The organism is Streptomyces monashensis (genome assembly GCF_001866665.1).
Classification (GTDB): Bacteria; Actinomycetota; Actinomycetes; order Streptomycetales; family Streptomycetaceae; genus Streptomyces; species Streptomyces monashensis.
In genome coordinates, this window is sequence record NZ_MLYO01000011.1 from 164,487 (window position 1) to 188,558 (window position 24,072).

Annotated in this window: 17 protein-coding genes and 1 riboswitch; of the genes, 14 read left to right on the plus strand and 3 right to left on the minus strand. The window is 71.8% G+C overall.

Translation table 11 applies throughout. The features are described from left to right. Positions 1-62: 62 nt before the first annotated feature. From BIV23_RS04345 to BIV23_RS04355, 3 genes are all read right to left on the minus strand, one after another. The gene (locus BIV23_RS04345) at positions 63-1,709 is read right to left on the minus strand and encodes a sodium/solute symporter (protein ID WP_425443459.1); all 1,647 of its coding nucleotides are present in this window, start codon (positions 1,707-1,709) and stop codon (positions 63-65) included. Then, on the minus strand, positions 1,706-2,140 hold the full coding sequence (locus BIV23_RS04350) for a DUF485 domain-containing protein (protein WP_071379377.1): 435 nt from the start codon (positions 2,138-2,140) through the stop codon (positions 1,706-1,708). The genes BIV23_RS04345 and BIV23_RS04350 overlap by 4 nt, the downstream gene beginning before the upstream one ends. Positions 2,141-2,352: 212 nt before the next feature. Next, positions 2,353-3,885, minus strand: a complete 1,533-nt coding sequence (locus tag BIV23_RS04355) for an MFS transporter (protein WP_071379378.1) — start codon at positions 3,883-3,885, stop codon at positions 2,353-2,355. Positions 3,886-4,367: 482 nt separating this feature from the next. Here BIV23_RS04355 and BIV23_RS04360 point away from each other — a divergent pair, with 482 nt between their 5' ends. From BIV23_RS04360 to eno, 14 genes are all read left to right on the plus strand, one after another. Beyond that, on the plus strand, positions 4,368-5,156 hold the full coding sequence (locus BIV23_RS04360) for an ABC transporter ATP-binding protein (protein ID WP_071379379.1): 789 nt from the start codon (positions 4,368-4,370) through the stop codon (positions 5,154-5,156). Continuing rightward, positions 5,153-7,735 carry an ABC transporter permease gene (locus BIV23_RS04365; protein ID WP_071379380.1) on the plus strand — a complete coding sequence of 861 codons (2,583 nt, stop codon included), beginning with the start codon at positions 5,153-5,155 and terminating at the stop codon, positions 7,733-7,735. Before BIV23_RS04360 ends, BIV23_RS04365 begins: the two co-directional genes overlap by 4 nt. A gap of 395 nt (positions 7,736-8,130) precedes the next feature. Then, positions 8,131-11,688, plus strand: a complete 3,558-nt coding sequence (mfd, locus tag BIV23_RS04370; protein ID WP_071379381.1) for a transcription-repair coupling factor — start codon at positions 8,131-8,133, stop codon at positions 11,686-11,688. 243 nt (positions 11,689-11,931) lie between these two features. Further along, complete coding sequence (locus BIV23_RS04375) at positions 11,932-12,654, plus strand: HNH endonuclease family protein (protein WP_071379382.1); 723 nt, start codon at positions 11,932-11,934, stop codon at positions 12,652-12,654. 98 nt (positions 12,655-12,752) lie between these two features. Beyond that, a complete protein-coding gene (locus tag BIV23_RS04380) occupies positions 12,753-13,496 on the plus strand; it encodes an N-acetyltransferase (protein ID WP_071379383.1) in 744 nt (247 codons plus the stop codon). Positions 13,497-13,635: 139 nt separating this feature from the next. Then, positions 13,636-14,286, plus strand: a complete 651-nt coding sequence (locus BIV23_RS04385; RefSeq protein WP_071379384.1) for a hypothetical protein — start codon at positions 13,636-13,638, stop codon at positions 14,284-14,286. 38 nt (positions 14,287-14,324) lie between these two features. Beyond that, on the plus strand, positions 14,325-15,818 hold the full coding sequence (locus BIV23_RS04390; protein WP_281250097.1) for a serine/threonine-protein kinase: 1,494 nt from the start codon (positions 14,325-14,327) through the stop codon (positions 15,816-15,818). A 73-nt stretch (positions 15,819-15,891) separates the two neighbouring features. Continuing rightward, positions 15,892-16,719, plus strand: coding sequence for a glycoside hydrolase domain-containing protein (locus BIV23_RS04395; protein WP_071379386.1), 828 nt, complete (start codon positions 15,892-15,894; stop codon positions 16,717-16,719). Between the two features lie 147 nt (positions 16,720-16,866). Then, a complete protein-coding gene (locus BIV23_RS04400) occupies positions 16,867-17,523 on the plus strand; it encodes a SurA N-terminal domain-containing protein (protein WP_071379387.1) in 657 nt (218 codons plus the stop codon). Positions 17,524-17,672: 149 nt separating this feature from the next. Continuing rightward, positions 17,673-18,641, plus strand: a complete 969-nt coding sequence (locus BIV23_RS04405; RefSeq protein ID WP_425443463.1) for a nucleoside triphosphate pyrophosphohydrolase — start codon at positions 17,673-17,675, stop codon at positions 18,639-18,641. Positions 18,642-18,667: 26 nt separating this feature from the next. Next, positions 18,668-20,029, plus strand: coding sequence for a cytochrome P450 family protein (locus tag BIV23_RS04410; protein WP_425443460.1), 1,362 nt, complete (start codon positions 18,668-18,670; stop codon positions 20,027-20,029). A 192-nt stretch (positions 20,030-20,221) separates the two neighbouring features. Continuing rightward, positions 20,222-21,310, plus strand: coding sequence for a LysM peptidoglycan-binding domain-containing protein (locus BIV23_RS04415; protein ID WP_071379388.1), 1,089 nt, complete (start codon positions 20,222-20,224; stop codon positions 21,308-21,310). Positions 21,311-21,492: 182 nt separating this feature from the next. Further along, positions 21,493-21,667: riboswitch (cyclic di-AMP (ydaO/yuaA leader) on the plus strand. A gap of 4 nt (positions 21,668-21,671) precedes the next feature. Then, a complete protein-coding gene (locus BIV23_RS04420) occupies positions 21,672-22,391 on the plus strand; it encodes a LysM peptidoglycan-binding domain-containing protein (protein ID WP_071379389.1) in 720 nt (239 codons plus the stop codon). Between the two features lie 336 nt (positions 22,392-22,727). Further along, positions 22,728-24,014: a phosphopyruvate hydratase gene (eno, locus tag BIV23_RS04425; RefSeq protein ID WP_071379390.1), complete on the plus strand. Its 1,287-nt coding sequence runs from the start codon at positions 22,728-22,730 to the stop codon at positions 24,012-24,014. Positions 24,015-24,072: the final 58 nt, after the last annotated feature.

Genomic DNA, 24,072 nt, shown 5'->3' on the forward strand with positions numbered 1-24,072 from the left:
TGTTTAACTGGTCATCACCGAACGTCCACATGCCTCGGTGGCTGAAAATATGTGACTCTCCGTCAACTTTCCCTGCGTACGGCCCCTGCGAGGATCCACCCCTCCACCGCCTCGTACTGGCGTCGTTGCTGCTCCGCCTTCGCCCGCCCGGAGGCCAGCGTGCCGAGCCAGCCGAACAGGAAGCCGGCCGGGATGGTGACGATGCCGGTCGTGGTGAACGGGAAGTAGACGAAGTCGGCGTGCGGGAACGCCGCGAGGGGCGAGCCGGAGACCAGCTTGGTGCCCGGCATGAGCAGCAGCACGCTCAGCGTGCCCCCGATCAGCGTGGCCAGCAGTCCGCCACGGGTGTAGCGCCGCCAGAACAGGCCGTAGACCAGGGCGGGCGCGAGGGCCGAGGCGCCCAGGCAGAAGGAGAGCGTCACCAGGGGCTGCAGGCTGTGGTGCTGCACCAGGGTGGCGAGCAGGATCGTCGGCACGCCGATCGCGAGTGCCGAAACGCGCGCGAGGGCCATCTCGCGCCGGGGCGGCATTTCCCGCACGCGCGCGGCGAAGACGTCGTGGGCGAGGGAGTTGGCACAGGCGAGGATCATCCCGGCCACCGAGGCGAGCAGGGTCAGGAAGATCGCGGTGGTGACCAGGGTGAACAGCAAGGTCTCCGGCATCGACACGTCCGCCCCGAACGCCGCCCGGGAGCCCAGCAGGTACGCCGTGTTGCCCTGCGGATCGGCCCCGGCGATCACGCCGCGGCCGAGCAGCGCGGTGGCGCCGACCCCGACCACCGTGATGACCAGCACGAACAGGGCGACGATCGACACCGCCCAGGACATCGAGCGGCGCACCTGGCGGGCGCTGGAGGCGGTGTACATGCGCATGGTGATGTGGGGCAGGCAGGCGCCGCCGAGCACCACGGTCAGCTCGGAGGCGATCATGTCGAGCCGGGAGCGGCCCGACGTGCCGAACTCCAGCCCGGAGTGCAGGAAGGCGGGCCCGGCACCGCTCTGCCGGGCGGCGGCGGAGAACAGGGCGCCCGGGTCCCAGTCGAAGCGGCGCAGGATCAGTACGGCGACCACGGCGCCCGAACCGACCAGCGTCACGATCTTCAGGATCTGGATCAGGGCGGTGCCCTTCATGCCGCCGATCGCCGCGTACGCGATCATCAGGGCGCCCAGCGCCACGACGCACGCGGTCTTCAGCGACGCGTCCGAGAAGCCCAGGATGAACGCCATCAGCTGCCCCGCTCCGGCGAGCTGGACCAGCATGAGCGGCAGCAGCGCGGCGATGGTCACCACGCAGGCCGTGACGCGCACGCAGCGTCCGGGCAGCCGCCGGGCGAGCGCGTCGCCCATGGTGAACCGGCCCGCGTTGCGCAGCGGTTCGGCCAGCAGGAACATCAGCAGCATCAGTGACAGCGCCGTACTGAGGGCGAGCACGAGCCCGTCGTAGCCGCACAGGGCGATCACGCCGCCGGTGCCGAGGACGGTGGCCGCGGAGATGTAGTCGCCGGCGATGGCGAGGCCGTTGCGCAGCGGGGACAGCGAGCCGTAGCCCGTGTAGAACTCGTCGAGGTCGTCGTGGTCGGGGCCGGTCATCACGCACAGCAGCAGGGTCACCGTGGCGACGGCGGAGAAGGCGACCAGGGACATGGTCTGAGTCCGGCCGCTGAAAGCGGTCAGGCCCCACACGGCGGGGGAGACGGGGGCCGCGCTCATCGGACCGCTCCGCGCCGGGCGTCCAGCGCGGCCTCCGCGCGGATGCGGTCCGCGAGCGGATCGACGTGCACGCGCGCGGTGTACTCGTACAGGGCGATCGCGAGCCAGGTGACGGGCAGTTGGAGCAGGGCGAGCAGCAGGCCGGCCGGGATGCCGTCGACGACCGGCCGGGTCATGACGCCAGGCGCGCCCGCGGACAGCACCAGGAACAGCGTGAAGTAGCCCAGCGCGGTGAGCGTGGCGGTGCGCCGCTGCCAGCGGTAGGCGCCGCGCAGGACGCGCAGATCGCGATGGTGGCCGACGGGCGTGCGGGGCGGGCGGTGGAGGACGTGCGCCGGTTCGGGGAGCGGGGGCTGCCAGGGGTAGGTGAGCGGGGCGGAGGGCCGCGGCTCGTAGGGCGGCTGTGGGGAGTGCGACGGGTCGTGGGACATCCCGGGGCTCCTTGCGTGGCTCGGGTCCGTGGCGGCGGACCGCAGGGAGGTGGGGGGCGTGCGGAGCCACGCACGCTACTCGCGGGTCCCGGGCCGCGCGGTGTTTTCACCGAACTGGCCGGTCGGTATGCGCTTACTTCGCAAAAACGTTTCCGACCTGGGGTGTTACCCGCGTTAACCAGGCCGTGCCCTGCCCTGCCGGGCACTGTCGCTCACTCGGTGCGCACCGGGAACCGCCGCGGCGCGAGGAACAGCAGGACCAGGAAGGCCAGGGCCGCCGCGCACGCCGCGCCGAGGTACACCGCGTGCACCGCGTCCGCGATCGCCCGCCGGGTCGCGCCCGGGGCCGTACCGGCGTCCAACGCGCGCGTGACGGAGTCCAGATCGCCCGCGCCGCCCAGCCGCGCGGCCAGCACCCCGTTGGCGACGGCGCCGAACAGCGAGGCGCCGAGGGTCTGTCCGGTCTGCCGGCAGAACAGCACGGACGCGGTTGTGGTGCCCCGCTCCGACCAGCCCACCGTCGACTGCACCCCGACGATCAGCGGCAGCTGGAACAGCCCCAGCGCGCCGCCCAGCAGCAGCATCAGCAGCGTCGGCTGCCACCACGACCCCGGATAGGGCAGGAACGGGAACGCGAACAGGATCAGCGTCGCCAGGCCGATGCCGAGCAGGGCGGTGTCGCGGAAGCCGATGCGCCGGTAGACGTGCTGGCTGAGCGCCGCCGACACCGGCCAGCTCAGCGTCCACACCGACAGCACGAACCCGGCCGCCACGGGCGCGAGTCCGAGCACCGACTGCGCGTACGTCGGCAGGAACACGCTCGGCGCCACCATCAGCAGCCCCAGCGCGCCGAGCGCCAGGTTGACCGCCGCGATCGTCCGGCGCCGCCACACCCACCCCGGGATGATCGGCTGCGCCGCCCGCCGCTCCACCCACATCACCACCCCGGCCAGCGCGAGACCCGCCGCGAACAGCGCGAGCGAGGGCGCCGACAGCCACGGCCAGGCGACCCCGCCCTGCACCAGCGCGGTCAGCAGCACCCCGCCGGCCGCGAACACCGCGAGCGCCCCGGCCCAGTCCACGCGCGCGCGTGCCCTCTTCTCCGCGCCCCCGGCCTCTTCCGCGGTCTTCGGCAACTCCCGCGCGGGTTCGTGCAGATGGCGGACGACCAGCCACAGTGCGGCCGCGCCGATCGGCAGGTTGACCAGGAAGATCCAGCGCCAGTCGGCGTACGCGGCGAGCAGTCCGCCGAGCCCCGGCCCGGCGACCGCCGACACCGCCCACACCGTGGACAGCTTCGACTGGATCTTCGGGCGCTCCTGCAGCGGATACAGATCGGCGGCCAGGGTCTGCACGGTGCCCTGCAAGGCCCCGCCGCCCAGGCCCTGCACGACCCGGAACGCGATCAGCGCCGCCATGTTCCACGCGGCCGCGCACAGCAGCGAGCCCAGCAGGAACACGGCCGAGCCCACCACCAGCACCGGCTTGCGGCCGAAGGTGTCGGAGAGCTTGCCGTAGACGGGCAGCGAGACGGTCACGGCGAGCAGATAGCCGGAGAACAGCCAGGAGAAGACGGAGAACCCGCCGAGGTCGCCGACGATCTGCGGTACGGCCGTGGAGACGATGGTGGAGTCGAGCGCCGCCAGCGCCATCGACAGCATCAGCGCGGCGACGACCGCCCCTCGCCGCCGGGTGCCGTGCCGCTCGCCGGTGCCGCCGCGTATCGCGGGCTGTGCACTCCCCACCGCTGACCCCTCCCCACGTGTCCCGGGCACCCGGGAGTCCCCGGATCCCCGGGAAACCTACCCCGTGCCCCTTGCAACCATCTGCGCTCAGCGAGGCCTCCGCGAGGCCCCCGCGCGCCGGCGGACTTGACCCTGACGCGACGGGAGGGTGGAGGCTCGGGGCGTCGAAGGGTGGAGACGACCCCGAGACCGTCTCCGCCGCAGGGCGGAGGACCCCTAGGGGTGTCTCCGTACCAAGGCTCGGGGAGGGTTCGTCCGGGCGGAGGAGGAGAGGGACCGGGAGCCTTCCTTAACCTGGCTTTACGCCGCTGGGGGGCGGCCGGCCGGACCGGCGGGGGTGGGGTTTACCCCCGGGAAAGACGGGGCTTCGCACCAGCGCGAGGCACCGCCTCCGACCGCGAGACTCATCGACGTACTCAGGACGACGCACCGCACCGCGGGGCACCCCGCACCGACCTGTCAACCGACATAGGAGACATACAGTGACATCGGCTGTGACCATTCCCAGGCACGGGGGTACTGGAGGGACTACGGCCGTTGCCGCGCGGGCGCGGCAGGTCGTGAAGGCGTACGGGTCCGGAGAGACCCGTGTCGTCGCCCTCGACCACGTCGACGTGGACATCGCCCGCGGCCAGTTCACCGCGATCATGGGCCCCTCTGGGTCCGGCAAGTCCACCCTGATGCACTGCCTCGCCGGCCTCGACACCGTCACGTCCGGGCAGATCTACCTGGACGAGACCGAGATCACCGGCCTCAAGGACAAGAAGCTCACCCGGCTGCGGCGCGACCGGATCGGCTTCATCTTCCAGGCGTTCAACCTGCTGCCGACCCTGAACGCGCTGGAGAACATCACGCTGCCCATGGACATAGCCGGCCGCAAGCCGGACCGGGCCTGGCTGGACCGCGTGGTGGAGACCGTCGGGCTCGCCGGGCGGCTCAGGCACCGGCCGACCCAGCTCTCCGGCGGGCAGCAGCAGCGCGTCGCCGTGGCCCGCGCACTCGCCGCCCGCCCGGAGATCATCTTCGGGGACGAGCCGACCGGAAACCTCGACTCGCGCGCGGGCGCCGAGGTGCTCGGCTTCCTGCGCCGTTCCGTGGACGAACTCGGCCAGACCATCGTGATGGTCACCCACGACCCCGTGGCCGCCTCCTACGCGGACCGCGTGCTGTACCTCGCCGACGGCCGGATCGTCGACGAGATGTACCAGCCGACGGCCGATCAGGTCCTGGACCGCATGAAGGACTTCGACGCCCGGGGACGTACGTCATGACCGTTCTGAAGACCTCGATGCGCAACTTCTTCGCGCACAAGGGCCGGATGGCGCTCTCGGCGGTCGCGGTCCTGCTGTCGGTGGCGTTCGTGTGCGGCACCCTCGTCTTCACCGACACGATGAACACCACCTTCGACAAGCTGTTCCAGGCCACGGCCTCGGACGTGACGGTCAGCGCGAAGGGCTCCTCCGACACCGGCCAGACGACCTCCGCCACCGGCAAGCCCCCGGTCCTGCCGGCCGCCGTGGTCGGCACGGTCCGCGGCGCCCGGGGCGTGCGGTCCGCCGAGGGCACCGTGTTCTCCACGTCGGTCACCGTGATCGACGCGAACAAGGACAAGCTGTCGCCGAGCAGCGGCGCCCCGACCATCGTGGGCAGCTGGAACGGCAACGACGCCCGCACCATGCAGATCACCGAGGGCGCGGCGCCCAGGGGCCCGGACCAGGTCATGGTCGACAAGGACACCGCCGACAAGCACCACCTGAGGATCGGCTCCGACATCGGGATGATCTCGGTCGTCGGCACGCACCACGCGCGCGTGTCCGGCATCGCCGCCTTCAAGGTCACCAACCCGGGCGCGGCCATCTTCTACCTGGACACGAAGACCGCCCAGCAGACCCTGGTCGGCCGGACCGGTGTCTACACCAACGTCAACGTCACCGCCGCCCAGGGCGTGACGAACGACCAGCTGAAGACGAACGTCACGGCCGCCCTCGGCCACGGCTACAAGGTGCAGACCGCCAAGGAGGTCGCCGACGCCAACCAGAAGAGCGTCAAGAGCTTCCTGAACGTCATGAAGTACGCGATGCTCGGCTTCGCCGGGATCGCCCTCCTCGTCGGCATCTTCCTCATCATCAACACCTTCTCGATGCTGGTCGCCCAGCGCACTCGCGAGATCGGCCTGATGCGCGCCATCGGCTCCTCCCGCAAGCAGGTCAACCGGTCCGTGCTGATCGAGGCCCTGCTGCTCGGGGTGATCGGCTCCGTGCTCGGCGTCGGCGCGGGCGTCGGCATCGCGGTCGGCCTGATGAAGCTCATGGGCCAGATGGGCATGCACCTGTCCACCGACGACCTGACCATCGCCTGGACGACTCCCGCGGTCGGCCTGCTCCTCGGCGTCGTGGTCACCGTCCTCGCCGCCTACCTGCCCGCCCGGCGCGCCGGCAAGATCTCGCCGATGGCCGCCCTGCGCGACGCCGGCACCCCGGCCGACGCCAAGGCCGGTGCGGTCCGCGCCGTGCTCGGCCTGCTGCTCACCGGCGCCGGCGGCTACAGCCTGTACGTCGCCGCCACCGCCGACAAGGCCAAGGCCGGCTCCGGCTGGCTGGGCCTCGGCGTGGTGGCCACCCTGATCGGCTTCGTCGTCATCGGCCCGCTGCTCGCCGCCGGCCTGGTCCGGGTCCTCGGCGCGGTCGTCCTGCGCGTCTTCGGCCCGGTGGGCCGCATGGCCGAGCGCAACGCGCTGCGCAACCCGCGCCGCACCGGCGCCACCGGCGCGGCCCTGATGATCGGCCTGGCCCTGGTGGCCTGCCTGTCGGTGGTCGGCTCCTCCATGGTCGCCTCCGCCACCGACCAGCTCGACAAGACCGTCGGCACGGACTTCATCGTCCAGCCGGACAACCAGCAGCTCATCACCCCCCAGGCGGTCAGGCTCATCAAGGCCACCCCGCAGCTCGCGAGGGTCACCGAGTACCGGCCGGCCCAGGCCGACCTCACCACCCCGGACGGCCGGACGCTCAAGGACACGGAGATCACGGCGGCCGACCCGACGTACGCGACCGACCTGCGCAAGAAGACCGTCGCCGGAGACCTCAAGGACGCCTACCGGCCCGACTCGATGTCCGTCCACGACAAGTTCGCCAGGGCGCACGGCATCCACCTCGGCTCGAAGATCACCGTGGCGTTCAAGGACGGCTCCGCCGCCCGCCTGACGGTCCGCGCGGTCACCAGCAGCGACGACGTGATCGACCAGGGCGCCATGTACACGTCGATCACCACGCTCGCGCGGCACGTCCCCGCCGACCGGATGCCGCTCGACCAGATGGTCTTCGCCACCGCCAGGGACGGACAGCAGGCGGCCGCCTACAAGGCGATGAAGTCGGCCCTGCACGACGACTTCCCGCAGCTGACCGTGCGCGACCAGACCGACTACAAGAAGGCCCTGAAGGACCAGATCGGCCAGCTGCTCAACATGATCTACGGCCTCCTCGCCCTCGCGATCATCGTCGCCGTCCTGGGCGTGGTGAACACCCTGGCCCTGTCGGTCGTCGAGCGGACCCGGGAGATCGGCCTCATGCGGGCCATCGGACTCTCCCGCCGCCAGCTGCGCCGCATGATCCGCCTGGAGTCCGTGGTGATCGCCCTCTTCGGCGCCCTGCTCGGCCTCGGCCTGGGCATGGGCTGGGGCGCGACCGCCCAGAAACTCCTGGCCCTCCAGGGCCTGAAGATCCTGGAGATCCCCTGGCCGACGATCATCACGGTCTTCGTCGCCTCGGCCTTCGTGGGCCTGTTCGCCGCCCTGATCCCGGCGTTCCGCGCGGGCCGCATGAACGTCCTGAACGCCATCGCGACGGACTAGGCCCTGTCGTCACACTCCCGCGTGCCCCGCGACGCCATGCACGCTCCCCCAGCCTTCGGCCGGGGGTGCCCCCACTCGCCGCACCGGGCCCCGGCCCAAGTACATCCAGTACGAGGGCCAAGGCCCGGCACGCCGACAGCACGCACCTGACGCCGCGAGGCCCGCCCCTCCGGGCGGACGGCGGGAGTCTGACGACTGGACCTAGCGCCCACAGGGGCGACCAGCTGCGCCGCAGCTGGTCCTACGACCACCGCATACGGGGGTTGCGGGGGAAAGACCCGGTGCCGGGGAGTTCTGCGGGACTCCCCGGCACCGGGTTGTCCACAGGCCCGACGGCGACGTCGGCAGCGTCGTACGCTGGGGGACGTTGCCCACCCCTCGGACGGAAAGCCCACATGAGCCTGCACGGTCTGCTCGACGCCCTCGTCAAGGACCCCGCCCTCGCGGAAGCGATCACGGCGGCCGCGGACGGCAACCGCATGCACGTCGACCTCGTCGGCCCTCCGGCGGCCCGCCCCTTCGCGGTCGCCGCCCTCGCCCGCGAGGCGGGCCGTCCGGTGCTGGCCGTCACGGCGACGGGCCGCGAGGCCGAGGACCTGGCCGCAGCCCTGCGCTCCCTGCTGCCCGAAGAGGGCGTCGTGGAGTACCCCTCCTGGGAGACCCTCCCGCACGAGCGCCTCAGCCCGCGCAGCGACACCGTCGGCCGCCGCCTCGCCGTCCTGCGGCGCCTGGCCCACCCCCGCCCCGACGACCCCGAGACCGGCCCGGTCTCCGTCGTCGTCGCGCCCGTGCGCTCCGTGCTCCAGCCGCAGGTCAAGGGCCTCGGCGAGCTGGAGCCCGTGTCCCTGCGGACCGGGCAGAGCGCCGACCTGAACGACGTCGTGGCAGCCCTCGCCGCGGCCGCCTACGCGCGCGTGGAACTGGTCGAGAGGCGCGGGGAGTTCGCCGTGCGCGGCGGCATCCTGGACGTCTTCCCGCCCACCGAGGAACACCCCCTGCGGGTGGAGTTCTGGGGCGACGACATCGAGGAGATCCGCTACTTCAAGGTCGCCGACCAGCGCTCCCTCGAAGTCGCCGAGCACGGCCTGTGGGCCCCGCCGTGCCGCGAACTGCTGCTCACCGACGACGTCCGCGCACGCGCGCGTGCCCTCGCCGAGGAGCACCCGGAGCTGGGCGAGCTGCTGAACAAGATCGCCGAAGGCATCGCGGTCGAGGGCATGGAGTCCCTCGCGCCGGTCCTCGTGGACGACATGGAGCTGCTGCTCGACGTCCTCCCCAAGGGCTCGATGGCCGTCGTCTGCGACCCGGAGCGGGTCCGCACGCGCGCCGCCGACCTCGTGGCCACCAGCCAGGAGTTCCTGCAGGCCTCCTGGGCGGCCACGGCCGGCGGCGGCGAGGCCCCGATCGACGTCGGCGCGGCCTCCCTGTGGTCCATCGCCGACGTCCGCGACCGCGCGCGCGAGCTGGACATGATGTGGTGGTCGGTCTCCCCGTTCGCCGCCGACGAAGAGCTGACGGATCCATTTGCCGCTGACGCGGCGGGGGACACCCTCAAGCTCGGCATGCACGCGCCCGAGACCTACCGCGGCGACACCGCGCGGGCCCTCGCCGACACCAAGGGCTGGCTGGCCGACGGCTGGCGCGCGGTGTTCGTCACCGAGGGCCACGGCCCCGCCTCCCGCACGGTGGAGGTCCTCGGCGGCGAGGGCATCGCCGCCCGCCTGGACGCCGACCTCACCGAACCGACCCCGTCGATCGTGCACGTCTCCTGCGGCTCGATCGAGTACGGCTTCGTGGACCCGGGCCTCAAGCTCGCCGTGCTCACCGAGACCGACCTGTCCGGCCAGCGCACCGCCGGCCGCGAGGGCGCGCGGATGCCGGCCCGCCGCCGCAAGACGATCGACCCGCTGACCCTGGAGTCCGGCGACTACATCGTCCACGAACAGCACGGCGTCGGCCGCTACATCGAGATGGTGCAGCGCACCGTGCAGGGCGCCACGCGCGAGTACCTCGTCGTGGAGTACGCGCCCGCCAAGCGCGGCCAGCCCGGCGACCGGCTCTACATCCCGACCGACCAGCTGGAGCAGATCACCAAGTACGTCGGCGGCGAGGCACCCACCCTGCACCGCCTGGGCGGCGCGGACTGGACCAAGACCAAGGCCCGCGCCAAGAAGGCCGTCAAGGAGATCGCCGCCGACCTGATCAAGCTCTACAGCGCGCGCATGGCCGCCCCCGGCCACTCCTTCGGCGCCGACACGCCCTGGCAGCGCGAGCTGGAGGACGCCTTCCCCTACGCCGAGACCCCGGACCAGCTCACCACCATCGCCGAGGTCAAGGAGGACATGGAGAAGACGGTCCCCATGGACCGCCTGATCTGCGGCGACGTGGGCTACGGCAAGACCGAGATCGCGGTGCGGGCCGCCTTCAAGGCCGTGCAGGACGGCAAGCAGGTCGCCGTCCTCGTGCCGACGACCCTGCTGGTGCAGCAGCACTTCGGCACGTTCTCCGAGCGGTACGGCCAGTTCCCGGTCAACGTGAAGGCCCTGTCCCGCTTCCAGACCGACACCGAGGCCAAGGCCGTCCTGGAGGGTCTCAAGGACGGCGCGGTGGACGTCGTCATCGGCACCCACCGCCTCTTCTCCTCCGAGACCCGGTTCAAGGACCTCGGCCTGGTCATCGTCGACGAGGAGCAGCGCTTCGGCGTCGAGCACAAGGAGCAGCTGAAGAAGCTCCGCGCCAACGTCGACGTGCTGACCATGTCGGCCACGCCCATCCCGCGCACCCTGGAGATGGCGGTCACCGGCATCCGCGAGATGTCCACGATCACCACGCCCCCGGAGGAGCGCCACCCGGTGCTCACCTTCGTCGGGCCGTACGAGGAGAAGCAGATCGGCGCCGCCATCCGCCGCGAACTGCTGCGCGAGGGCCAGGTCTTCTACATCCACAACCGCGTCGAGTCCATCGACCGGGCCGCGGCCCGGCTGCGTGAGATCGTCCCCGAGGCCCGCATCGCCACCGCGCACGGCCAGATGTCCGAGCAGGCGCTGGAGCAGGTCGTCGTCGACTTCTGGGAGAAGAAGTTCGACGTGCTCGTCTCGACCACGATCGTCGAGTCCGGCATCGACATCTCCAACGCCAACACCCTCATCGTGGAGCGCGGCGACACCTTCGGCCTCTCCCAGCTGCACCAGCTGCGCGGCCGCGTCGGCCGAGGCCGCGAGCGCGGGTACGCGTACTTCCTGTACCCGCCGGAGAAGCCGCTGACCGAGACCGCGCACGAACGCCTCGCCACCATCGCCCAGCACACCGAGATGGGCGCGGGCATGTACGTGGCGATGAAGGACCTGGAGATCCGCGGCGCGGGCAACCTCCTCGGCGGCGAGCAGTCCGGCCACATCGCGGGCGTCGGCTTCGACCTGTACGTCCGCATGGTCGGCGAGGCCGTCGCGGACTACCGGCGCCAGCTGGAGACGGGGGAGATCGAGGAGGAGGCACCGCTCGAGGTCAAGATCGAGCTGCCCGTCGACGCGCACGTCCCGCACGACTACGCGCCCGGCGAGCGCCTGCGCCTGCAGGCCTACCGCGCCATCGCCTCCGCCACCAGCGGCGAGGACATCAAGGCCGTCCGCGAGGAACTCACCGACCGCTACGGCAAGCTGCCCGAGCCGGTGGAGAACCTGCTGCTGGTGGCCGGGCTGCGGATGCTCGCGCGCGCGTGCGGCGTCGGCGAGATCGTGCTCCAGGGCAACAACATCCGCTTCGCGCCCGTGGAGTTGCGCGAGTCCCAGGAACTGCGGCTCAAGCGCCTCTACCCGGGCACGGTCATCAAGCCGGCCGTGCACCAGGTGCTCGTCCCGCGCCCGAAGCCCGCGAAGATCGGCGGCAAGCCGCTGGTCGGCCGCGAACTGCTGGGCTGGGTCGGCGAGTTCCTCGCCTCGGTCCTCGGGTCGTAGCGAGCGGACCCCGAGGGCGGCGTCAAGGCCGGGCGGGCGGGGTGCGGGGTGACCGGGCGCACGGGTGCCGCGGCCGTACTCCCCCCGAGAGGCGCCCGTATGCCCCAACTCGCTTGCGAATTGCGCGGATACGCCCCTTTGGGCCCCATCTTCCCTTGCGCGTAGGGCGGTTACCGTAAGGGAAGGAACGATTCCGCCTGTGTCCGCGAGCGGGCCGGGGTGAGCGAGCGAGGGGGACGTACCGTGACGCGTCTGAGGGGCGGGGCGGTCGCGGCCGCCGCCGTGGTGGTGGTGACCGCCGTGGCCGGCTGCAACACGGACAGGACCAAGGGGGCCTCCGGGTCCGAGCGGTCCGGCGGCGGGGGCGCGGTCATGGCCGCCGTCGACTCACTGACCGTCAAGGGGCGTGCCCCGAAGACCGGTTACTCCCGTGCCCGGTTCGGCACCGCCTGGGCGGACACCGACTCCAACTCCTGCGACACCCGCGACGACATCCTCAAGCGGGACCTGAAGAGCGTGAAGACCACCGGCGGCAGCTGCAAGGTCACGTACGGCCTGCTCGAACCCGACCCCTACTCGGGCAAGGAGATCACCTACCGGCGCGGCGCCAGCCAGGTCGACATCGACCATGTCGTCCCGCTCTCCGACGCCTGGCAGAAGGGCGCCGAGTACTGGGACGCCGGCAAGCGCATCGCGCTGGCCAACGACCCCCTCAACCTCGTCGCGGTGGACGCGAGCACCAACCGTGGCAAGGGCGACGGCGACGCGGCCACCTGGCTGCCGCCGAACGGGGCGTACCGCTGCACCTATGTGGCCACCCAGGTCGCCGTGAAGAAGAAGTACGGCCTGTGGGTCACCGACGCCGAGAAGGCCGCCATGAAGAAGGTCCTGGCCGGCTGCCCGAGCCAGACTCTCCCCTCCGGCGGCAACCCGACCAGGGCGCCGGGGCGTTTCACGGCGAAGTGAGCCGGACCCGGCGTACGCGCGAGCGAGGGCGGCGCCGTACGCCGTGCGGCGGGTAATCCGGTACCGGGCCGGGCGGGGTGCCGCCTACCGTGGCCGGCATGGATGTCAGGGTGAGCAGCATCGCCGAACGGCCCGACCGGCTCCGCGAGATGTTCGAGATGGCCGACACGTGGCCCGAGTTCGTGACCAACGACCCCGTGGGCACCGCGCACTACGGCCGTATCGCCGCCGAGCTGCCGCAGCACGCGCTGTTCGCCGAGGACGAGCACGGCGAGATCCTCGCCCACGCCTTCAGCGTGCCCTTCGCCCTCGGCGCCGAGGGCCGGGGCGCGCTGCCCGCGCGGGGCTGGGACCAGGTCCTGCTGTGGGCCTTCGCCGACCTGCGCCGCGGCACCCGCCCGGACACGGTGAGCGCCATCGCCGTCACCATCGCCCCGCACGCCCAGGGCCACGGCCTGTCCGCCGTCATGCTCTCGGCGATGCGCGACAACGCCCGCGCCCACGGCTTCCGCGAGCTCGTCGCCCCCGTCCGCCCGAGCGCCAAACACCTCGAACCGCACACCCCGATGACCGAGTACGCCTCCCGGGTGCGCCCCGACGGACTGCCGGAGGACCCGTGGCTGCGCGTGCACGCGCGCGTGGGCGGCACGATCGACTCCGTCGCCCCGGCCTCCATGACGGTCGGCGCCGCACTGGAGGAGTGGCGCCGCTGGACCGGGCTGCCGTTCGACGCCACCGGGGACGTCGAGGTCCCCGGCGCGCTCGTCCCGGTCCGCTGCGAGGCGGAGCGCGGGTACGGCGTCTACGTCGAGCCCAACGTGTGGATGCGGCACGCGGTGTGAGGGCGCGTGTCTCCCGTGCGACGCGTTCGAGCGGGCGCTGCGGCAACGGTTCGGTACACCCGGGACCGGCTGTCCGTGTCGGCCTATACGCTCGGACACAGCACACACGTCCGCACGTATCAGGTCTCCAGGAGCAGCCATGCACGGCCACGGCTACGCGCCGCCTCCGCCGAAGCCACCCTCGACCGGGGTGCTGGTCGTGTTGCGCGTGATCTTCGTGGTGGTGGCGCTCGGCAGCCTCGGATTCCTGGCGTGGGTGGCGCCGCTGCGCGCGGCGATCGTGTCCCGCAGGCCCGCCGAGTGGTGGTTCTTCGGTGGTTCCCTGGTGGTCCTCGGCATCTGCTTCGGCCTCTTCAGCACCGACCACACCGACGACTTCAGCTCGGCGAACGGCAACCTGGGCATGAGCATGATCCTGCTGAACGCCGTCGCCTGCGCCGGCTACTACCTCTACGCGGACATACGCCACTTCCACGGACTCCGCCGGGCCTACGCCGGCCGGGTGCCGTCGGCGCCGGGCTACGGATACCCGCGGCCCATGGGGCCGTTCAGCGCGACGGGCACCCCGACCGCCCCGACCACGGCGCAACTCCCGTACGCCCCCGGCCCGGTACCGCACTCCGCCGCGCCCCTGTCGCACGCGCCCGTGCCGCCCCAGCCGCACGTCCCCGCACCGCCCCGGCGCCCGGCGCCCAGCCACATCGAGCAGGTCCGCGCCGAACTGGACGAGCTGAGCGACTACCTGCGCAAGCACGACGGCCGGCACGACGGGCATGAGGGCGGAAGGTGAGCGTGGCGACAGGACGAGTCGTCGCCGGCCGGTACGAACTGTCCACGCTCATCGGGCAGGGCGGCATGGGCCAGGTGTGGACGGCGTACGACCGGCGGCTGGACCGGCGCGTGGCGGTGAAGCTGCTGCGCCCCGACAAGGTGGCGGGCCAGGAGGCGGACGAGCTGCGCCGCCGGTTCCTGCGCGAGTGCCGGGTGACCGCGCAGGTCGACCACCCCGGCCTGGTCACCGTGCACGACGCGGGCAGCGAGGGCGAGGAGCTGTTCCTCGTCATGCAGTACGTCGACGGTGCCGACCTGTCCGACCACCTCGCCGAGCGCGACCCGTACCCGTGGCCGTGGGCGGTCGCGGTGGCCGCGCAACTGTGCGCCGTGCTGAGCGCCGTGCACGCCGTGCCGATCGTCCACCGCGACCTCAAGCCGCGCAACGTGATGGTGAAGCAGGACGGCACGGTCACCGTGCTCGACCTGGGCGTGGCCTCGGTCATGGACTCCGACACCACCCGCCTGACCCACACCGGCTCCCCGATCGGCTCACCCGCCTACATGGCGCCGGAGCAGGCGATGGGCGGCGCGGTGGGCCCGTACACCGATCTGTACGCGCTCGGGGTGCTGATGCACGAACTGCTCAGCGGGGACGTGCCGTTCGCGGGCTCCACGGCGCTCGGCGTGCTGCACCGGCATCTGTACGAGCCCCCGCAGCCGGTGCGCCGGATCCGCCCCGAGGTCCCCGAGGCGCTGGAGACGCTCGTCCTGCGGCTGCTCGCCAAGGACCCCCAGCACCGGCCGGGCTCCGCGCAGGAGGTGTACGAGGACCTGGCGCCGCTCCTGCCCGCGCGAGGGACGCCCACGGGGGCGCCTTTGGACCCCACACGTCCTTTCCTGCGCCCGCACGCCCCCTGGCCGGACCGCGCGCGGACGCCCGCGCCCCAGCCCGCCCCCGTCGCGCCCGCGCCCCCGGTGGACGGGAAGCCCGACGTCGCCGCGGCCGTGGACGAGGTCAAGCGGCTGCTGGGGGAGGGGCGCATCACCCAGGCCGTGGACATCCTGGGCGCGATCCTGCCCGCTGCCGCCGCACAGCACGGCGAGCACTCCCCGGTCGTGCGCTCCCTGCGCAAGCAGTACGCGGCCACGCTCATGGACGACGGCCAGTACCGGCGCGCGCTGCCCGAACTGCGCCGCCTGGCCGCCGAGCGCGCCGCCGAGGCCGGCCAGGCCGACCCGCAGTCGCTGCGCTACCGCTACGAGTCCGCGCAGTGTCTGGAACAGCTCGGCGAACCGGCCGCGGCGCTCGCCGAGTTCCGCGCGCTGCTGCCGTACTACGAGAACCAGTACGTCTCCGGCGACCCCAAGCTCGCGCACGAGGTACGCCGGCGCGTCGGCCATCTCCTGCTCGCGCTCGGCGACCGGCCCTCCGCCCACGACACGCTCGCGCGCCTGCTGATGGACGTGGAGCGGCTGCACGGCCCCGGCTACCCGATGGCCCTGGAGATCCGGCGCACCCTGCAATGGCTGGGCCAGGTGCGCGGCTAGCGGGAGCAGTTGATACCTTGCGCTTCGCTCTGCCGGGTGCGGCAGGGGCGACACACGCAAGGGGTGGGGAATCATGGCCGGTCACCGGAAGTCGAAGAAGCGCAGACACATCACGTGGGCGGCGGTCGGCGCCGCCGTGGTCGCCGGGGCCGGGATCGCCGCGCAGACCTCCATGGCCGCGACCGCCTGGCCGGCGCAGCGGACCTTCACCGGGCGCGCGTTCGACACGTGCACCGCGCCCTCGCTGTCCGCGATGAAGGCCTGGCACACCGGCTTCTACGGCGCCGCCGCCGTCTACGTGGGCGGCGCGAACCGCGGCTGCGCCCAGCCCAACCTCACCGCCTCCTGGGTGACGTCGGTCGACTCCCTCGGCTGGAAGCTCATCCCGATCTACGTCGGTGCCCAGCCGCCCTGCCAGTCCGGCTCCAACCCGGAGAAGCTGACCGCGTCGACGGCGGCCTCCCTGGGTACACGGGACGCCGCCGACGCCGTGGCCAAGACCTCCGCGCTCGGCATGAAGGCGGGCAGCCCGGTCTACCTCGACATGGAGGCGTACGACACCACGAACACGTCGTGCGACAACGCCGTGCTGACGTACGTGCGCGCCTTCGACAAGGGGCTGCGCGCCAAGACGTACCGCACCGGCTTCTACGGCTTCACCAGCTCCAGCGCCAAGGCGATCGCGACCGCCAAGGACGGGACGGACCTGCCGGGCAACCTCTGGTACGCGCTGTGGGACAAGCAGAACACGACCACCGCGGACTGGCCGTGGGGGACGAGCCGGTTCACCGGTCACAGCCGCGGCCATCAGTACATGGTCGACAGCAAGGAGGCGCACGGCGGCGTCACGCTCACCGTCGACCGGGACGCGTGGGACGCGCCCGTGGCCATCGTCGGCTGAGCCCTGCGGCACAAGGGGCGTGTGCGCCGGTGCCCGAAGCGCGCGTGAATCGTTGGTCCCATGGGTTGGCCCCGGCCCTCCCACTGCCTACCATCGATCACCGCAAGACTTTGTGCTCCGTCGCACAATCTCCCCTTGGAGGTTTCCTTGCACCGCCGCCGTCGCACCGCGCTCGTCCTCACCGCCGCGATCGCCGCCGCGGCACCCCTGCTGACCGCCTGCGGAAGCGATGCGCACCCGGGCGCCGCCGCCGTCGTCGGCGGACAGCGGATCACCGTCTCCCAGCTGGAGAACCGGGTCGACGAGGTCCGCAGGGCACAGCGGGCCGCGGTGCCGGACGAGGCGCAGTACCAGCAGGTCCTCGCCTCCACCAGCAGCCTCACCCGCGACACCCTGCACAACATGGTCCTCGACCAGGTGCTGCACCGCGCCGCCCAGGACCAGGGCATCTCGGTGACCCGTCACCAGGTCGAGCAGATGCGTACGAACCTGGAGCAGCAGGCGGGCGGCGCCACGGCGCTGGAGACGGCCTGGCTCCAGAAGTACGGCATCGCCCCGGCCCGCCTCGACGACAACCTCCGGCTCCAGCTGGAGGCGCAGCAGCTGGCCAAGCAGCTGGGCACCGACACCAGCCAGCCCGCCTTCTGGAAGGCGCTGTCCAAGGCGTCCCAGGAACTGCGCATCGATCTCAATCCGCGCTACGGCACCTGGGACGTGCAGAAGAGCAGCCGGGTGGACGCCAGGACGCCCTGGGTGCGGGAGGTCACGACGAGCGCCGGGGGCGGGGAGCCGGTGACGGCGTAGTACGGGCCCGCGGACCCACCGTCCACAGGCGTCGGCGTGTCGGGCATACGATCACACGACTCTCCTCAGCCTGTGGATAACCGAATCCGCTCGTCGGCGCCGTGGGTTACGTTCGGATCGTGAACGCATCCAGCTCCGACCTCGCCCCCATGGCCGGCCCCGGCCGCATCGTCCTGCTCACCACCAGCCACCGCGTCGCTCCCGGCCTGCTGTCCTGGCCCGCCTGGCAGGCCCTGCGCGCGGCCGACGCCGTGCTGTGCGCGGACGGCGCGCATCCGCAGCTGCCGTATCTGCGCGAGGCCGGGATAGCGGTGGCGCAGGCGTCCCCCGCCGCGCAGGAGCTGGTCGACGCGTGCGCCGGCGGGCGGACGGTGGTGGTCGTGGCCACCGGCGAGGGCGAGCCCGCGCTCACCGACGGCCTGGCCCGGCTGGCCGGCTCCGGCCGCGTCGCCATGCCGGAGCTGGAGCTGCTGCCCGCCTCCTACGACCTGCCCGGCGCCCGCCTGCTGGACCTCGTGCAGGTCATGGACCGGATCCGCGTCGAATGCCCCTGGTCCTCCCGGCAGACCCACGAGGGCCTCGCCAAGTACGGCATCGAGGAGGCGTACGAACTGGTCGAGGCGATCGAGGCCGGCGACCGCGAGGAGCTGCGCGAGGAGCTGGGCGACGTCCTCCTCCAGGTCGTCTTCCACTCCCGGATCGCCGAGGAGCACCCGGACGCGCCGTTCTCCGTCGACGACGTGGCCGGCGGCATCGTCGCCAAGCTCGTCCACCGCCACCCGCACGTCTTCGGCGACGAGAAGGCCGAGACTCCGGAGGACGTCAAGGAGCACTGGCTGCGCACCAAGGCCGAGGAGAAGCGGCGCACCTCGGTCACGGAGGGCGTCCCGCTCGGCCAGCCCGGCCTGGCCCTCGCCGCCAAGCTCGCCTCCCGCGCCCGTACGGCGGGCCTGGACGTCCCCCTCCCGCGCGGCGAGGGCGTCGGTTACGAGCTGCTGGCCCTGGCGGTCCGCGCCGAGGCGGCCGGCGTCGACCCGGAGGCGGCCCTGCGCGCGGTGGCGCGGGTGTACCGGGACGCGATACGCCAGGCGGAAGGCACGGCACCGGAGCAGGGGTGACGGGCGGGTCCGGATACCGTCGAGGGGTGACCGACCAGCACCACCCCCCGACCGCCCCCGGCAGCCCGGGCACCCCGGCCGACTCCGCCGCGACCTGCGCCCCGGGACCCGTTCCCGAGCTGTTCTCCTGGGAGTTCGCCACCGACCCGTACCCGGCGTACGCCTGGCTGCGGGAGCACGCCCCCGTGCACCGGACGCGGTTGCCCAGCGGGGTCGAGGCGTGGTTGGTCACGCGGTACGCCGATGCCCGGCAGGCCCTCGCCGACCAGCGGCTGAGCAAGAACCCGGCACATCACGACGAGCCCGCGCACGCCAAGGGCAAGACCGGTATCCCCGGCGAGCGCAAGGCCGAGCTGATGACACATCTGCTGAACATCGACCCGCCGGACCACACCCGGCTGCGCCGGCTGGTCAGCAAGGCCTTCACACCCCGCCGTGTCGCCGAGTTCGCGCACCGGGTGCAGGAGCTGACCGACCACCTCATCGACCGGTTCGCGGAAAGGGGGTCCGCCGACCTCATCCACGAGTTCGCCTTCCCCCTGCCCATCTACGCCATCTGCGACATGCTCGGCGTCCCGCGCGAGGACCAGGACGACTTCCGGGACTGGGCGGGCATGATGATCCGGCACGGCGGCGGGCCGAGGGGCGGGGTCGCGCGTTCCGTCAAGAAGATGCGCGGCTACCTCGCCGAGCTGATCCACAAGAAGCGCGAGGCGCTGCCCGCCGAGCCCGTGCCCGGTGAGGACCTGATCTCCGGCCTCATCCGCGCCTCCGACCACGGCGAGCACCTCACCGAGAACGAGGCCGCCGCCATGGCCTTCATCCTCCTGTTCGCCGGTTTCGAGACCACGGTGAACCTGATCGGCAACGGCACCTACGCCCTGCTCACCCACCCCGAGCAGCGCCGGCGCCTCCAGGACTCCCTGGCGCGCGGGGAGCGGGACCTGCTGGAGACCGGTATCGAGGAACTGCTGCGCTACGACGGCCCGGTGGAGCTGGCCACCTGGCGGTTCGCCACCGAGCCGCTCGTCATCGGCGGGCAGGACATCGCGCCCGGCGACCCGGTGCTCGTGGTGCTCGCGGCGGCCGACCGGGACCCGGAGCGGTTCGCCGCGCCGGATGTGCTGGACCTCTCCCGCCGGGACAACCAGCACCTCGGCTACGGCCACGGCATCCACTACTGCCTCGGCGCTCCGCTCGCCCGCCTGGAGGGCCAGAGCGCGCTCGCCACGCTGTTCACCCGGCTGCCCGACCTGCGGCTCGCCGCCGATCCGGCCGATCTGCGCTGGCGCGGCGGGCTGATCATGCGGGGGCTGCGCACCCTGCCGGTGGAGTTCACCCCGGCCCCCGCGGGCGGCGGAACCGCGGCTGTCGCAGAAGCGTCGTAGGGGTGGGCGAAACCGGCGTAACGGCCTTGTGGAGAGCGGATCATGACAGGGGTTCAACTCTGTGATCTTCACGTGATCTGCGCGGCATTAACTTGTGACAAGTGATCGAGTGCCGATACGTTCACCCATCAGCGTGGCGACCGGCACCGTCCACCGCCGCGCCGGTCCTGCTGTCGCACGAAAGGTTTCCGCATGCTCACCGGGAACGGTCGTCACCGTCGCCCCCGTCAGGCTCCGGCCCTCCTCGTCGCGGCCGGCGTGACCGGCTCCGCCATCGCCCTCCCGCTGCTCGGCGCCGCGAGCGCCCACGCGGCCGACGGCACCACCTGGGACAAGGTCGCCGAGTGCGAGAGCGGCGGCTCCTGGAGCCAGAACAGCGGCAACGGGTACTACGGCGGTCTCCAGATATCGCAGGACGACTGGGACAAGTACGGCGGCACGCAGTACGCCGACAGCGCCGACCAGGCCAGCCGCAACCAGCAGATCGCCGTCGCCGAGAAGATCCTCGCCGACCAGGGCACCAAGCCGTGGACCATGTGCGCGCTGACCGCCGGGCTGACGTCCAACTCGGGCTCGGTCGACGTCGACACGGGTGTCGGGAACTCCGGGAACGGCAAGGCTGCGGGTGGTGACTCCACGGCAGCCGGCAACTCCGACTCGTCCGGCCTGTCGGATTCATCCGGATCCGGTGCGGGCTCCGGCACCGGTTCGGGCTCCCCCTCCGGCTCGAAGTCCGGCTCCGGCTCGGACTCCTCCTCGGCTCCCGGCGCCACGCCCGGCCCGAGCACGGGCGAGGGCGGCGGCGCGGGCAAGGCGCCGGGTGCGTCGCACGGTTCCAGCTCCCCCAAGTCCGACAAGACCGACAAAGCTGGTACGTCCGACTCTGGCTCCACCGGTGGCGGGAACTCGCAGGGCGGCGACAGCTCTCCCAGCGCCACCCCCGGAACCGATGAGTCGGACAATTACGGACAGGGCGCCGGCTCCTGGAGTCTCGTCGACACGGGGGCGCTCAGCAGTGGCGGACGTCACCGCGGCGGAAGTGCGGACGAAAAGGTGACAAACGGTCAGGGTGCCGCGTCCCCGGGTCGCCACGCGGGCCACCCGACGGACACCTACACGGTCCGCGAGGGCGACACGCTCGCCTCCATCGCCGACTCGCTCGGCGTCGACGGCGGATGGCGTGCGCTCTACGACGGCAACAAGAAGGTGATAGGGGCCGACCCGAACCAGATCACCGCCGGTCAGACCCTGGAAGTCGGTCACGAAACGGACGCGGAGTAGGGCGAGTTGACGCCCCGCTTGATCGCTAATGTCCGTTTTGGCGAAAGTGTGGGATGAGTCTCAGAAGCCCTGATCGTCTTTGAAATTCCGTCGATCGCCTGTCTACGGTCAGGACCGCTCGTCACCACGAGCCCCGGCTGCCGCAACGCCGAATCCTGCCAGCGGCCGTCCGGGAACAGTCGTCGCGTCAAGCGCCGTAGGCAGGAGCGGGGGACCCAAGGTAGGTGCTGGAACCGGCAGTTGACGCCGGAACCGGCTTGGGGTGGAGCCGCAGGCCCGTGAAAGCGGGCGTGCGGCCGGGCAACTCAACCGGCCCGAACCCGACAGCTCACCTCGCAGGCGTCGGTGAGGGGATCGATCCATGCTGTTTTCCGGCAAGGGCAAGCACCGTCGTCCGTCCAAGGCCGTCCGCGTCGTCGCGCTGGCCGGTGTCACCGGTGCCGCCGTCGCCGCCCCGCTGATGGCGGCCGGCAACGCCTCCGCCGCCACCGCCTCCGAGTGGGACGCCGTCGCCCAGTGCGAGTCGGGTGGCAACTGGTCCATCAACACCGGCAACGGTTTCTACGGCGGTCTCCAGTTCTCCGCCTCCACCTGGGCCGCGTACGGCGGCTCCGCCTACGCCTCGACCGCCAACCAGGCCACCAAGGCCCAGCAGATCGCCGTCGCCGAGAAGGTCCTCGCCTCGCAGGGCAAGGGCGCCTGGCCGGTCTGCGGCACGGGCCTGTCCTCCGCCGCGTACAACGGCTCCGCCCCGAGCGCCGGCTCCGGCTCCACCGGCAGCGGCTCCTCCGCCGGCAGCAGCTCGTCGGGCAGCACCGCCACCCGCTCCGCCGACCAGCAGGCCGCCACCCGCTCCACCGAGCGCACGGCCCCGAAGGCGAGCAAGACCGTCACCACCCCGACCGGCAAGAAGGTCAAGAAGGGCGACGGCGAGTACAAGGTCGTCACGGGTGACACCCTCAGCGCCATCGCCGAGAAGCACCACGTCGCCGGCGGCTGGCAGAAGCTGTTCGAGCTGAACAAGGACATCGTCGAGGACGCGAACCTCATCTACCCCGGTCAGCAGCTGCACCTGAAGTGACATCCGGCTCCGGCCGGACGCACAGCGCCCTCACGTCCCCGCCCCCCACACCGAGGACCCCGTGAGGGTCACCCCCGTCCCCACGGGCTCCCCGTCCCGGCGCGTGTTCCCCCGTACGCGCCGGGGCGGGGCTTTCTGTTTCCCCGCATTTCAGTCGGGCCTCATCGACACCCCCCTTTGTTCCGAGGGTGAACAATGGGTACCGTCTGCGTGTCCCACCGCGTCCACGGGGCGGTCGGTCGCGGGCCGATCCCCCGGAGACGGTTAGGCTCTAGTCGCACGGCGCCGCCGTAAGGCGCACCGCCCCGCACTTCCAGCGTCACATCCAAGAAGGAGATGCTCGTGCCGTCCATCGACGTCGTCGTAGCCCGGGAAATCCTGGACTCCCGAGGCAACCCCACGGTCGAGGTCGAGGTCGGCCTCGACGACGGCAGCACGGGTCGTGCCGCCGTTCCGTCGGGCGCCTCGACCGGTGCCTTCGAGGCCATCGAGCTGCGCGACGGTGACCCGAACCGCTACCAGGGCAAGGGTGTCGAGAAGGCCGTCCTCGCCGTCATCGAGCAGATCGGCCCGGAGCTCGTCGGCTACGACGCCACCGAGCAGCGCCTGATCGACCAGGCCATGTTCGACCTGGACGCCACCGACAACAAGGGCTCCCTCGGCGCCAACGCCATCCTCGGCGTCTCCCTCGCCGTCGCCCACGCCGCCTCCGAGGCCAGCGACCTGCCGCTGTTCCGCTACCTGGGCGGCCCGAACGCGCACCTGCTGCCGGTGCCGATGATGAACATCCTGAACGGCGGCTCCCACGCGGACTCCAACGTGGACATCCAGGAGTTCATGATCGCTCCCGTGGGCGCGGAGTCCTTCTCCGAGGCGCTGCGCTGGGGTGCCGAGGTCTACCACACGCTGAAGAAGGTCCTGAAGAACAAGGGCCTGTCCACCGGCCTCGGCGACGAGGGCGGCTTCGCCCCGAACCTGGAGTCGAACCGCGCCGCCCTCGACCTCATCCTGGAGGCGATCAAGGAGGCCGGTTACGTCCCCGGCCAGCAGATCGCCCTCGCGCTCGACGTCGCCGCCTCCGAGTTCTACAAGGACGGCAAGTACCTCTTCGAGGGCAAGGAGCGCTCCGCCGCCGAGATGACGGAGTACTACGAGGAGCTCGTCTCCGCGTACCCGCTCGTCTCCATCGAGGACCCGCTGTTCGAGGACGACTGGGCCGGCTGGAAGGTCATCACCGACAAGCTCGGCGACAAGGTCCAGCTCGTCGGCGACGACCTGTTCGTCACCAACCCCGAGCGCCTCGCCCGAGGCATCGAGGAGGGCACCGCCAACGCCCTGCTCGTCAAGGTCAACCAGATCGGTTCCCTGACCGAGACCCTGGACGCCGTGGAGCTGGCCCAGCGCAGCGGCTTCAAGTGCATGATGTCGCACCGCTCCGGCGAGACCGAGGACGTCACCATCGCCGACCTGGCCGTCGCCACCAACTGCGGCCAGATCAAGACCGGTGCCCCGGCCCGCTCCGAGCGCGTCGCCAAGTACAACCAGCTGCTGCGCATCGAGGAGATCCTCGACGACGCCGCGGTGTACGCGGGCCGCAGCGCCTTCCCCCGCTTCAAGGGCTGAGCCGTTAAGAGGTAAGTCTTAGCCAGTCGTACGTACGTCCCCGTACCGGTCCCGTACC